Here is a 12,068-nt window from a genome sequence, read left to right as displayed (position 1 = left end):
CCCATGTCAGGCGCGCGTTTGATGCACGTCAAGCAGTCAGCACAGCGGCCAGCACCATGATCAGGCCGGCCAGTGACACGAGCCACACCAGCGAGCGCAGGTACGGAATCCCGGCCGCATACAGCGGGATGTAGACGATGCGCGCGATCAGATACATCCAGCAGCCCCACAGCGTGAGATCGCCTTCGCTGCCCGACACGTGCGCGATCAGGACCGCGCCAATGAACAGCGGCAGTGTCTCGAACAGGTTGGCCTGCGCCCGTTGCAGGCGCGCCGTGACGGGGCGCGGTGGCGGCGCTTCACCGTCGCGGGCGCTGGCGTTGTACTGAATGCCGGTCTCGGCGGTGCGCAGGTTGGCCACCAGCATGATCTGGACCAGCGCCAGCACGAGCGTCCAGGCCAGCAGGGTCAGTTCGGTCGTCATGGTTTCCTTATTGTGTGAGCGTGTGGGAGCAGTGTCGCGCCTTTCATGCGTCGGGGCGCGCACTGCTGACCGGCCCGGCTGTCTCCAGTCGGCCATTCGGGCCGGAAGGTCACGGGCGAACCTGCTGCTCGCCGAGAAGATCGCCCCGTGGCCGGCCCCACTGGGGCACGGGGGCCGGGCACGGCTGGCCGGCCATCTCTGCGTAGGGCAGCGTCGAGAAATTGTCCTCGCCGGGCTGTGAGAAACGGATATCGGTGGCCTGGCCTCCCATCAGCGACGGCACGCGCGCAAAGCGCAGCCACGCGTCGAACTGGCAATTGTCACGCTGCAGGGCGCGCAAGCCGGCCAGGGTGCCGCTTTCACGGTGCTTCCATGCAAGCTCGGCGGGCGCGCTGCCCGGCATCCCGCCAAAGCGCACGGGGCAGGCTTCCACCCCGGTCACGCCCGGCGCCAGGCTCAACACGCCCAGCCGGATCGCGTAACTGCCGGCGCCGCCATTGTCGGTCACGGTCGCGAACGACCAGCACAGCGGGTTGGACGGGAACGCTGACAGCGGCATGTCGAGCACGCGGCTGCCCGGTTCTACCGCCGCCAGTGCGCTGCGGATCTGTTCGCGCGCCAGATGCCCGCCCACACCCTGGATGGCAATGAAACCGATGCAGGCGACGATGGCCGTGACGAGGCCAGTGACGCCGGCCCGGCGTGAGGCCAGCGCGACGCTGCCCGCCAGCAGCAATAGTCCCGCCAGCGAACCCCATTGCAGGAAGCCCATCGTGAAAAACAGCACCGGCGCGGCGAGCATCATGCCGGTGAACAGCCAGCGCAGCACGCGCCCCGGCACCCGCAGCGCCAGCGCCACGCCCAAGGCGGTCCAGAACACGGGTTCGACGATGAACACGACGTCGCCGTACAGCCAGCGCGCATCGAGCGGATAGAACGGGTGCACCCCGTACACGTTCAGGAAGTCGAACGACAGGTGCAGGACCATCCCGAGCGCGGCAGTGGCAAGGATCGCGTTGCGCGCCGTCCGATCGCCCTGCATGAGACGGCGCGCCCCCGGCCACAGCAGCCACATCAGGGCCAGCAGCAGGGCGATCTGCGGCAGGGCGAACAGCAGCGTGTGCGTGTGCCCCCGGTGATGCAGCAGATAGCCCAGGGGTGGGGCCAGCAGTGGCGTGAGCACCAGGTCGAGGTCGGGGAAGTTGCTGGCCAGCGCGCCGGTGGCCAGCAGGACGCGGCGCCGGGTGCGCCCGCGTTGCGGATCGGGGTGGGCGGGCAGGGCGCGGTCGACGAGTTCGCCGAGGGCCAGGCCGACCAGGGAGTGGGTCAGATTATCCATGCCCAAAGTTTATCCTGAAAAGCAACATCTTGACCCCGGCCAAGGTCTACACCGTCACCTCAGGGGAGTCAGCCGGCCATTTTTGATCCACATCAAATTTTTTTGTGAAAGTTGTCCGTACAATTTAAACATTGCATCAAAGAAACTTCAAGGAGAGCGCAGTGCGTCACAACCAGCCCGTCACCACGACCGAATACCGGTTGCAACCGGGGCAGTCCATCGTCTCGAAGACCGATACCAAGGGCCGCATCACCTATGTGAATCCGAGCTTTGTCGAGGTCAGCGGTTTTTCCGAAGCCGAGCTATTGGGCAAGGCCCACAATATGGTGCGCCATCCGGGCATGCCGCCCGAGGCGTTCGCCGACATGTGGCGCACGCTGCAGGATGGCGAGCCATGGACCGGGCTGGTCAAGAACCGCCGCAAGAACGGCGACTTTTACTGGGTGGTGGCCAATGTGGCGCCGATCCGCGAACACGGCCAGATAACGGGTTATATGTCGGTGCGCACCGCGCCCACGCGTGAACAGGTCGAGACGGCAGGCGCGCTGTATCGCAAGTTCATCGACCAGGACGCACGCGGCCTGGCCATCGTGCGCGGGCGTGTGGTGCGTAGCGGCCTGGGACTGGATCGCTTGCTGCGCCTGCTGCGCGATGCGCCGCTCGGCCAGCGGCTCGGCTGGCTGATGGGTAGCCAGACCTTGCTACTGGCGGCGCTGGGCCTGGCGGCCGGGGGGGGCGCCTGGCGCGCCGCTGCCGGCGCGGGTGCGCTGGCCACGCTGGCGGCCTGGTATGGCCTGCAACGCGGCATCGTGCGGCCACTGCACGACGCGATCGCCACCGTCCACGCGCTGGCGGGTGGCGATCTGGCGCACCCGGCGCCCACGTCGGCAGCCGTCACCGGCGAGATGGGCCGGCTGCAACTGGCGCTGCGCCAGTTGACGGTCAACCTGACCGCGGTCATCGGCGACGTGCGCGACAACGTCAGCTCGATCGAGCACGCTACCCGGGCGATCGCCGCCGGCAATGCCGACCTGGCCAGCCGCACCGAAGCGCAGGCAGCGAGCCTGGAGCAGACCGCGGGCAGCCTGGGCACGATCGCCGAGGCGGCGAGCCGCAACACGGACAGCGCGGTACGCGCCGATGGCATGGTGCTGGCCGCGACCACCGTCGCCGGGCACGGCGGCCAGGCGGTCGAGCGGGTCGGCGCGACGATGGAGGAAATCAGCGCCTCGTCGAGCCGGATCGGCGACATCATCGGCCTGATCGATGGCATCGCGTTCCAGACCAATCTGCTGGCCCTGAATGCCGCCGTAGAAGCGGCCCGCGCCGGCGAACAGGGGCGGGGCTTCGCGGTCGTGGCTGGCGAAGTACGCAGCCTGGCCCAGCGCACGGCTGGCGCTGCCCGCGAAATCACCGGCCTGATCCAGGTCTCGCGCGCCCACGTCGGCCAGGGCGGCCAACTGGTGGGCGCTGCCGGCCAGACGATGCGCGACGTGGTGGGCAAGGTGGCCGATGCGGCTGCGATCATGAGTGCGATCACGGCCGCGAGCCGCGAGCAGGCGCGGGAAATCGACGGCGTGAATGCCGCCATGGTGCAACTCGACGCGATCACGCGGCGCAACGCGGCCCAGGTCGAGGAGTCGGCCGCGGCCTCGGGCAGCGTGGCCGATGAGGCGGCGCGCCTGTCGCTGGCGCTGTCGGTCTTCAAATTCCGCAGCACGACGAGGGCGGCGACGGCGGACGTGGCCGCGTTTGATGCACCGCATGGATTCATCCGGCAGGGCTCAATAAGCTGACCGCTGTTGGCGCCGCGTTGCCTTCTGCAACGCGGTGATTGCCGCAGTTAGTTTTCTTTTTGCTGGAGCTGTTCATCATGCCGGGTCACGCTGCACTCCCTTTTGCCGTCCGTTCCGCGATGGTCTTTCCTGCCGCCCAGTTCGATGGTGCATTGCTGGCCAGGCTGGGCAGGTCCGGTCCGCGCTACACCTCGTATCCCACCGCCGATCGCTTCGGCGCTGATTTCGGCGCCGACGACTATCTGGCCGCCGTGGCGGCACGGCGCCAGCGCGGCGGGCACCCGCTGTCGCTGTACGTGCACATTCCGTTCTGCGACACCGTCTGCTACTACTGCGCCTGCAACAAGATCGTGACGCGCCAGCGCGAGCGGGCGGCCACCTATCTCGATTACCTCAAGCGCGAAATCACGATGCAAAGCCGGCTGTTTGCCGGCATGAACGCGGTGGAGCAACTGCACTTTGGTGGCGGCACGCCGACCTATCTGCTCGACGCGCAGATGGGCGACCTGATGGCGCATCTGCAGGCCAGCTTCCGCTTTGCGCCGGATGCAATCGGCGAATATGGGATCGAGGTCGATCCGCGCACCGTGTCGGCCGCGCGCGTGCACAGCCTGCGTCAGCAGGGTTTCAATCGCATCAGCCTGGGCGTGCAGGATTTTGATCCGGATGTGCAGCGCGCCGTCAACCGCGTCCAGCCCGAAGCCGAGACCGTGGCCATCATCGATGCCGCGCGCGCTGCAGGCTTTCGCTCGGTCAGCATCGACCTGATCTACGGCTTGCCGAAGCAGACGCTGGCCAGCATGGCGCAGACGCTCGAGAAGGTCATCAAGGCCAGCCCGGATCGCATCTCGGTCTACCACTATGCCCACATGCCGCATCTGTTCAAGCCGCAGCGGCGCATCCTGGAGGCCGATATGCCGGCCGCCGACATCAAGCTCGGCATGCTCCAGCTGTGCATCGAGCGCCTGGGCGCGGCCGGCTATGTGTATATCGGCATGGACCATTTCGCCAAGCCGGGCGACGACCTTGCCGTGGCCCAGAGTCAGGGCCGGCTGCACCGCAACTTCCAGGGCTACTCGACCCATGCCGATGCCGACCTGGTCGCATGCGGCGTGTCGAGCATTGGCGCCGTGGGCGCGACCTACAGCCAGAATGCCAAGACGCTCGACGACTACTATGCGCTGCTCGACGCCGGGACGCTGCCGCTCCAGCGCGGCATCCGTCTGGGCATGGACGATCTGCTGCGCCGTGCGATCATCCAGACACTGATGTGCCAGTTCGAGTTGTCGATCACGGCCATCGAACAGGCGTTTCCGATCGTGTTCGGCGACTACTTCGCAGCCGAACTGGCGGCCCTGCGCACGCTGCAGGCCGATGGCCTGGTGCAGGTGGGCGACGCGTGGATCAGTGTCACGCCCAAGGGGCGCCTGCTGATTCGCAACCTGTGCATGGTGTTCGATCGCTATCTTGGCCGGCAGGCTGACGCGCCACGCTTTTCGCGCACCATCTAGGGCGCGGCGTCAGCCCCGCACGACCCGCACCACGGCCGCCACCATCACGACCAGCACTGCCAGCATGGCCAGCGCCGCCAGAATCACACCGCGCCACGGGCGGCGCGTGTAGGCGCCGCCCGTGATGACGGCGACATAGCGTTCCTGCCCGCGGCCGCCCCAGACATGCCAGCCTGCTAGCAGGCCAATCGTCGCCGAGAAAGGCGGCGTCAGGTTGCGCCCGACGATGTCGCTCACGCCGAGCAGGACGCCGAACGTGACGAAATAACCGAGCAACATGCAGCACCAGGCCCGGGCTTCGAGCGACTGGTCGTCTTCGCCCAGCGTATCCCAGTTGCACATGTGGATGTAGGCGCTGAAGACGGGCGAAAGCAGCAGCCCCAGGCAGGTCGCCGCGCGCGGATTCCACAGAGGCAGGCTTGCGTCGAGCGTGCAGGCCTTGCTCGGGGTCGTGGAGGGCGCGTCGGGCGCGACCTCGATAAGGGTTTCCACGGCAGTCTCCATTGATTTCCAATTGGAAACATCATGGTCGTGCGCGGCTGGTGCATCCTTGATGTCCGGCAGGTCGGGCCAAGACGCCATAGCGGCGTCTGCGCTGCGCCAAGCGTCAGTTGCCGTCGCCGGCGCCCAGGCGCGCGATCGTGCGCACGTAGACCAGTTCGGCGACCAGCTCGACCAGCGTTTGCGTCACGACGATCGCCGGCAGCAGTGGCAGCGCGCCCGGTACGGCCAGCGCCAGCGGCAGGATCACGAGCGAGTTGCGGGTGGCGCCGCTGAAGGCGACGGCGCGCCCGGCGGGGGCCGCCAGCCGGCACAGCCGCGCGACAAACCAGCCGGCCAGCGGCGCCAGCAGCGCGAAGGCGATGTACACCGGGATGACTGCCAGCGCCGCAGCGCGTGACTGGCCCAGCTGCGGCAGTACGGCGGCCACCACGACGAACAGCACCAGCCCCGTGGCCGGCACTGGCAACACGCCAAGCACCGTGGCTGCCTGCGCGCCGGTGCGCGTGCGCGCCGCCCACAACTGCACGGCGGCCGCCAGCGCCAGCGGCGCCGCGATCAGCCAGACGAAGGCATCGATGAACGGCGCCGGCTGGATCAGGGCGGCGGCATCCTCACCCAGCAGGATGCGCAGATAGACCGGCAGCAGCAGCATCTGCGCCACCAGCAGCACCGGTGTTGCGGCCAGCAGCGCGCGCGCATCGGCGCGGCCCAGGTGCGAGAACGTCACCACGTAGTCAATGCAGGGCGCAAGGAGCACCAGCAGCACGCCGAGCCGGGTCAAAGGATCGGCCGGCGCCAGCGGAAGCAGGCACGCCACCAGCAGGGGAATGACGAGAAAGTTGGTCATCAGGAGCGCGGCCAGGAAGCGCAGGTGCGTGAAGGCACAGCCAAGTTGCGCCAGCGGCACCTGCAAAAAAGTCACGAACAGCATGAAGGCCAACGCCGGATTGATGACGGGGCCCAAGCTGGCCGTTGCCGGTATCCAGCTTGCCACGATGAGCGCCAGCGCGACAGCGCTGAAGTAGATGGCGATCTGCCGGTGTTCCAGCTTGTCGCGCAATGCCTGCATGGGTGTGTCGCCTCGTCGGATGAATCGTGTCCGTATTGTAAGATGCCGCTGTCGACCGATCAGGAGATCATGTGCAGTACCGGAACCTCATGTTGTACTGGCTGGCCCTTGGCCTTGGCGCGCTGCTGGCTTTTCGCGTGCCCGGTGTCGGCTTCGCGCTGGGCATCGGCGCGCTGCTGTACTTCGTCTACGCGATTTTCTACTGGCTGATGTTCGTCGTGTTCCTGCACACACGCCCGCGCAGCCGCCTCGTGTTCGGCATGACCCGGCGCAGGTTCGCGATCCGGCTGGCCATCGGCGCGGCAGTCGTGGGCATCGGCAGCCTGCTGCTGGGCTGGAAGGTGCTGGCCTGCATCGCGGCCGCACTGCTGTGCTACTGCGGCGAGAGCGTCATCAAGGACGGGATGATCACGGCGGCGCGCGGCGACGCCGATTGACGGATGCCCGGTTCCGGTAGCGCAGTACTTACGCAGCACCGCAACACCCATGTTGTCGATCTGTTTACTTCCATGTTAGATTCTTGACGGCAAAAAGCAGCCACCGCCGACGCTAGATCATCACAAGGAAGCCCACGACATGCCATTGACCCGCCAGCGCAGCACGCGCGCCCTCATCGCCGCCCTGTGCGTTCCCGCCATGCTTGCCGGGGTGGCCTTGCCGGCAGCAGCCGCGCCAGCGCCCGTGGCCCAGGCCAGCGCGAGTAAACCAGACGCCGCGTTCAACGTCTGGGCCGACCGCTTCGCCGAAGACTGGGTGCGCCTGTCGCCGCAGTCGGCGACATCGACCCAGTACTTCAGCGGCGCCGAGCAGGCGCGCCTCGATCGCGAACTGACGCCACTGACCGCCGCGCATCGCCAAAAGGCCGTGGCGCTGGCGCGCGAGGGCCTCAAGCGCCTCGACGGCTTCAAGACTGCGCCGTTGGACGCGACCCAGACGATCTCGGCATCCGTGATGCGCTGGTCGCTGGAGAACGTGATCGCGAACGAGCCGTTCGAAGACTACAACTTCGTGTTCTCGCAATTTAGCGGCGTGCAAAATGGCCTGGTCAACTTCATGACCAATACGCATCCGATGCGCAACAAGCAGGACGTCGACAGCTACCTGGCGCGCCTGGATCAGGTGGGCATGCGCATGGATGAAGCGTTGGCGCGCGCCCGCGGCGCGGCGGCCAAAAAGCTGATCCCGCCACGCTTCATCCTCGAGCGCGCGCAGTTCCAGGTCGACCATTTTTTGAAGCCGTCGGCAGCCGGGAACGTGTTCGTGACGTCGCTGACCGAACGCAGTGCCGGGCTGAAAGACCTGACACCGCAAGCGCGTAGCGCTGCCATCGCCCGCGCCACGGGCATCGTCGAAACGAAGGTGCGCCCGGCCTATGCGCGCGTGCAGGCCTTCATGGCCGAGATCCATCCGGCGACCACCGAGGTGGCCGGCATCTCGCGCCTGCCGAACGGCGCCGCCGCCTATGCGCGCGCGCTGGAAAACTTCACCAGCACCAAGCTCACTGCCGACCAGATCCACACGATCGGCTTGCGCGAAGTGGCGCGCATCGAAGCCGAGATGGACAAGCATTTGAAGTCGCTGGGCTTGAGCGAAGGCGGGATCGAAGCGCGCATGAAGCAGCTCGACGCGCGCTTCCAGCCAAAAGGCGAGGGCGATCCGCGCCCGGGCATCATCGCCAGCTACAACGAGATGGTGCGCGACGCCGAACGTCGTAGCGCGCCGCTGTTCAACCTCAAGCCGCGCGCACCGGTGGACGTGCGCCGCGTGCCGCCGATGACGGAGCCGTCGGCCGCCGCGCACTACAGCATGCCGGCGCCGGATGGCACGCGTCCTGGCATCTTCTGGGTGCCCCTGGTCGGACCGACATTCCCGATGATCCGCATGCGCAGCCTGTCGTACCACGAGGCCGTGCCGGGCCACCACTTCCAGCTCGCGATCCAGCAAGAGATGAAGGATCTGCCGAAATTCCGCAGCCAGCGCATCTTCAGCGGCGGCAGCGCGCACTCGGAAGGCTGGGCGCTGTACACCGAGCGTCTGGCGGTCGAGCAGGGCTGGTATGAGGGCGACGTGCCGGGGCTGCTTGGCGCGCTGGGTTCGGAACTGTTCCGCGCGCGCCGCCTCGTGGTCGACACGGGCCTGCACACCAAGAACTGGACGCGCCAGCAAGCGATCGACTACGGCATGGGCGTGCAGGAAACCGAGCGCTATATCGTCTGGCCTGGCCAGGCCAATGCCTACATGATCGGCATGCTGCGCATCCTGGAACTGCGCCAGAAGGCGCAGACCGAACTGGGCGACAAGTTCTCGCTGCCAGCGTTCCATGACCTGGTGCTGGGCGCCGGTTCGGTGCCGCTGGATGTGCTGGGCAATCTGGTCGATCACTGGATTGCGGGGCAGAAGAAGGCGTGAGGTAGAGCCCCGGTTCTTCAGCCGGCATTCTTGATCGCGGCATGACGGTCACAACATCCCCGCGCAGGTCCGGCCTGTGTGGGGATGTTTTTTTTCGGCGCTGTAGCGTGAGATCGAGGGGCGCATTGGAACCCCATGGCTTGGCGGTGTTGACACAGCTTCAATCCATTCGACGTCAACACAGCGCTCGACAGTCACTGAAAGTACGTCCATAACGGCCCCTCGAAGTCAGTGCGCAAGGCCGACACACTATCTCTGTGCTTGCTGTCCACTGCGAAGCAAGGTAGCGCCCAACACATAGGTGCCTACCTTTGCTCCCAGCGCCTCACCGACTTCATTGCTGTTACGAAAGTGCACACCTCCCCAGATACGGGCCATGGCGATGTCGTTTTGCATTTGCTGGATACGCGTGCAGGTGCGTTCAACACCGGGCATGGCGGCGAACGTGACTGTGAAGGGGACTGCCCCGGCGCCGTGAATCGATCGAAGAACGATGCCGGCTGCGCCATCGGCCGCGCAGTGCGCGCAAGGGTATTCCGGATGCGGCGGGGTGTCGATCAAGGCCTTCCAGCTAGCGTCGCGTTCCGTCAACGGGTTATCGTCAAGGTCGCCATTGCGGATCGCCGTGATGGGACGCCAGAAACGGTAGTGATACTTGGCATCGACCACTGCCACATAGCTGTCGAACATGGCCAGGTTCAGCAGCGCGAATGCGCGTGCTCTCTCTGCCAGCGGCAGGGGCCTGGTTGTCGAAAGAACGCGTGTGACCTGGCTCCACGCTGGCGGTCCAAGCTGTTCCCAGAACCGCGCGGTTTCGGTCTGTAGCGCATCGCAGCGCGCGCTGTTTGCCGCGCCCCATTCGTGGGTCTCGTGGAAATCCCGCGCCCAGAGTGCGCTGCGCAGTAATGGCGGTGGTCCAGGCCGGAACTGCGAATAGTCGCGCATCAAAAATGGTTTGCGGGAAGCCACATTGCTGGCGACTGGCAGGCTGGTCGGGACATACATACCGGGCGACGTCGCCGGCTGGTAGGTATCCGTACTGCCAAAGATGCCATCGTCTTCGCGTCGGGCAAGCATCCTGCGGGCAATCTGCATGCCGATCTGGACACCTGAGACCTTGGCCACATCATCGGGGAGCGCTGCCAGGCCAGCCAGATACAGTGGATCGATATCGCCAACCTGTCGTGGGTAAAGCGCGACGAGTACCGTCCTGGCCGCGGCGTGCGCCGCTGCCAGGCTGGAAGCGTCTGGCGGTTTCGGCAGGTCTGCCAGATAGGTTGTCACCGTCGGATCGCATGCATTGATCGCGTCGGACATCGCGATATGCATGATGGCGAGCGTGCGCGACATGGCAAATGGATTGCCGACCACCTTCGGCCCTTCGGCAACCATTGTCGCGTTCGCGCGTACGTTCCAATCCACGATGACATCGGCGCGCACTGCTGGACACGTGATGAGCGCGGCGATCGCCAGAATCCGGTGCATGAACATGATGTCTCCGTCTGTTTTCCCATTTTCAGATGGCGGTAGGGGCAGGCATTGTGGGCTTTCTCGATACGTGGAACGACAATCCAATAATCACCAGAAGAATGCCGACGGTATGTTGAAGAGACGCTTATTCGTTAAAGGCGGCGATACCAATAGTAGTCGTAAGGTCGATACCAGTGGCGGCCCAAATCGCACAGGTGAATCCAATTACAAATAGGGCATGGCAGTAACCATCAGCCAGAGCGCAACGACATAAGCAAGCCCAATAGCCAAAGCACCTACGAAATTAATGAACAATCAACTTATATTTCAATGGTTAATTTTTTGCAATTTTAAATTGCACCACGTAAATACAAGTTGCATTTGAGCAAGGACTAAATCATACTTTTGTCTAAGACATTTAGATAAAAACCGAGGTTTCCATGACGGATGTTTGCACAATTGCAGCAATCTCCTTGGACAGTGGCATTTCGAAGGAAGTGCTGCGCAAGTGGGAGGAACGCTATGGTTTTCCCGGGCCAGAACGAGACGCCAGCGGCCATCGGGTCTACGCGGTGCACCAAACGGCGCGCCTCAAGCTGATCAAGCGTCTGATCGACAACGGCATGCGTCCCTCCCAGCTGGTTCCTTTGAGCGAGGAGGCATTGCAATCGCTGCTGGATGAACAGAGCATCATCAACTCAGTGCCCGCTATGGAATCCCAAGTAGTGGACGAGTTGATGGCCTTGCTTCAGTTGCATGACCGCAGCGCTCTGGACGACCGCCTCAAGCAGGAAGTCAAACGCCTTGGTGTGGAAAAATTTGTCATGGAAGTGATGTGTCCGCTAAACGGCGCTGTGGGAACAGCCTGGGTGCAAGGAAAAATTGGGATTCGAGATGAGCATGTGTATTCAGAAATGATACAAAGCTTGATCCGAGAGGAAATATCGCAGGTGTCTAAACCCGACGGCTGGCCCCGGATGCTGATCACGACGCCATCCGGCGAACTGCATACTCTGGGCATCCTGATGGTGAATGTGTTGGCGTCGCTACACAGCGCGTGCTGCATTTCTCTGGGCCCCCAGACGCCCATTCAAGAAATACCCATTGCCGCCGCCGACTATCGCGCAGATATCGTCTGCTTATGCTTTAGCGCAGCTTTTCCAAAGCGCAAGATTTTGCCCTATTTAAAAGAACTGCGCAGTGTCGTACCGCAGAACGTGGAAATTTGGATCGGCGGCGCAGGTGCGGTAGGACTGGACCGTTCGCCGAGAGGCATCAGGTTACTGCTGACCTTGCACGAAGTGACTGATGCAGTGCGTAACTATGGCCGGGCAAAATATTCGCAGCGGCAGAGGCGGCCAGCAAATGGGCTGCGGTCCAACACCGAAAGCTGATGCTGGTCGATATCGACAAGCTGATATTCAGTACTGAAATAGCGTGATCGAAAACTTCCCGAACAAATTTCGTCTCGCTGTTCACCGAGACGCCGCGCTCGATTAACGGTGCTGCACCGGCGCAAAAACCACGTCGTTGAAAATCGAATGAA

At 64.4% G+C, this 12,068-nt stretch carries 10 protein-coding genes; 5 read left to right on the top strand and 5 right to left on the bottom strand.

The features are described from left to right. Positions 1–28: 28 nt before the first annotated feature. Both RCH14_RS16275 and RCH14_RS16270 read right to left on the bottom strand, forming a co-directional pair. The gene (locus RCH14_RS16275) at positions 29–424 is read right to left on the bottom strand and encodes an MAPEG family protein (RefSeq protein ID WP_343027142.1); all 396 of its coding nucleotides are present in this window, start codon (positions 422–424) and stop codon (positions 29–31) included. Between the two features lie 109 nt (positions 425–533). Then, entirely contained in the window at positions 534–1,763 is a 1,230-nt protein-coding gene (locus RCH14_RS16270) for a metal-dependent hydrolase (protein WP_343027141.1), read from the bottom strand. Positions 1,764–1,924: 161 nt separating this feature from the next. Here RCH14_RS16270 and RCH14_RS16265 point away from each other — a divergent pair, with 161 nt between their 5' ends. Both RCH14_RS16265 and hemN read left to right on the top strand, forming a co-directional pair. Further along, complete coding sequence (locus RCH14_RS16265) at positions 1,925–3,559, top strand: methyl-accepting chemotaxis protein (RefSeq protein ID WP_343027140.1); 1,635 nt, start codon at positions 1,925–1,927, stop codon at positions 3,557–3,559. Between the two features lie 119 nt (positions 3,560–3,678). Then, complete coding sequence (gene hemN / locus RCH14_RS16260; RefSeq protein ID WP_343027139.1) at positions 3,679–5,070, top strand: oxygen-independent coproporphyrinogen III oxidase; 1,392 nt, start codon at positions 3,679–3,681, stop codon at positions 5,068–5,070. Between the two features lie 9 nt (positions 5,071–5,079). Here hemN and RCH14_RS16255 read toward each other — a convergent pair whose 3' ends face one another. Together RCH14_RS16255 and RCH14_RS16250 are read right to left on the bottom strand one after the other, a co-directional pair. Further along, positions 5,080–5,562, bottom strand: coding sequence for a hypothetical protein (locus tag RCH14_RS16255; protein WP_343027138.1), 483 nt, complete (start codon positions 5,560–5,562; stop codon positions 5,080–5,082). A gap of 115 nt (positions 5,563–5,677) precedes the next feature. Continuing rightward, on the bottom strand, positions 5,678–6,643 hold the full coding sequence (locus tag RCH14_RS16250; RefSeq protein WP_343027137.1) for an arsenic resistance protein: 966 nt from the start codon (positions 6,641–6,643) through the stop codon (positions 5,678–5,680). An 89-nt stretch (positions 6,644–6,732) separates the two neighbouring features. On the opposite strand from RCH14_RS16250, the gene RCH14_RS16245 reads away from it, so the two are divergent. Continuing rightward, on the top strand, positions 6,733–7,080 hold the full coding sequence (locus RCH14_RS16245) for a hypothetical protein (RefSeq protein WP_343027136.1): 348 nt from the start codon (positions 6,733–6,735) through the stop codon (positions 7,078–7,080). Between the two features lie 139 nt (positions 7,081–7,219). Beyond that, positions 7,220–9,052: a DUF885 domain-containing protein gene (locus tag RCH14_RS16240; protein ID WP_343027135.1), complete on the top strand. Its 1,833-nt coding sequence runs from the start codon at positions 7,220–7,222 to the stop codon at positions 9,050–9,052. Positions 9,053–9,301: 249 nt separating this feature from the next. Here the strand turns inward: RCH14_RS16240 and RCH14_RS16235 are convergent, their stop codons facing one another. Further along, positions 9,302–10,543 carry a vanadium-dependent haloperoxidase gene (locus tag RCH14_RS16235; protein WP_343027134.1) on the bottom strand — a complete coding sequence of 414 codons (1,242 nt, stop codon included), beginning with the start codon at positions 10,541–10,543 and terminating at the stop codon, positions 9,302–9,304. A 419-nt stretch (positions 10,544–10,962) separates the two neighbouring features. Between RCH14_RS16235 and RCH14_RS16230 the strand changes: the two genes are divergently transcribed. Further along, on the top strand, positions 10,963–11,916 hold the full coding sequence (locus tag RCH14_RS16230) for a MerR family transcriptional regulator (RefSeq protein WP_343027133.1): 954 nt from the start codon (positions 10,963–10,965) through the stop codon (positions 11,914–11,916). The last annotated feature ends 152 nt before the right edge of the window (positions 11,917–12,068 follow it).

This window comes from Massilia sp. MP_M2 (genome assembly GCF_039123635.1).
In the GTDB taxonomy this organism is placed as follows: domain Bacteria; phylum Pseudomonadota; class Gammaproteobacteria; order Burkholderiales; family Burkholderiaceae_D; genus Telluria.
Note: the sequence above shows the minus strand (reverse complement) of the source record. Positions and strands in the feature narration are given on the sequence as shown.

Excerpts from the sequence above, each read along its gene's own strand:
- RCH14_RS16275 (WP_343027142.1), bottom strand. The coding sequence starts at position 424 with ATGACGACCGAACTGACCCTGCTGGCCTGGACGCTCGTGCTGGCGCTG.
- RCH14_RS16230 (WP_343027133.1), top strand. The coding sequence starts at position 10,963 with ATGACGGATGTTTGCACAATTGCAGCAATCTCCTTGGACAGTGGCATT.
- RCH14_RS16235 (WP_343027134.1), bottom strand. The coding sequence starts at position 10,543 with ATGTTCATGCACCGGATTCTGGCGATCGCCGCGCTCATCACGTGTCCA.
- RCH14_RS16245 (WP_343027136.1), top strand. The coding sequence starts at position 6,733 with ATGTTGTACTGGCTGGCCCTTGGCCTTGGCGCGCTGCTGGCTTTTCGC.
- hemN (WP_343027139.1), top strand. The coding sequence starts at position 3,679 with ATGGTCTTTCCTGCCGCCCAGTTCGATGGTGCATTGCTGGCCAGGCTG.
- RCH14_RS16270 (WP_343027141.1), bottom strand. The coding sequence starts at position 1,763 with ATGGATAATCTGACCCACTCCCTGGTCGGCCTGGCCCTCGGCGAACTC.
- RCH14_RS16240 (WP_343027135.1), top strand. The coding sequence starts at position 7,220 with ATGCCATTGACCCGCCAGCGCAGCACGCGCGCCCTCATCGCCGCCCTG.
- RCH14_RS16250 (WP_343027137.1), bottom strand. The coding sequence starts at position 6,643 with ATGCAGGCATTGCGCGACAAGCTGGAACACCGGCAGATCGCCATCTAC.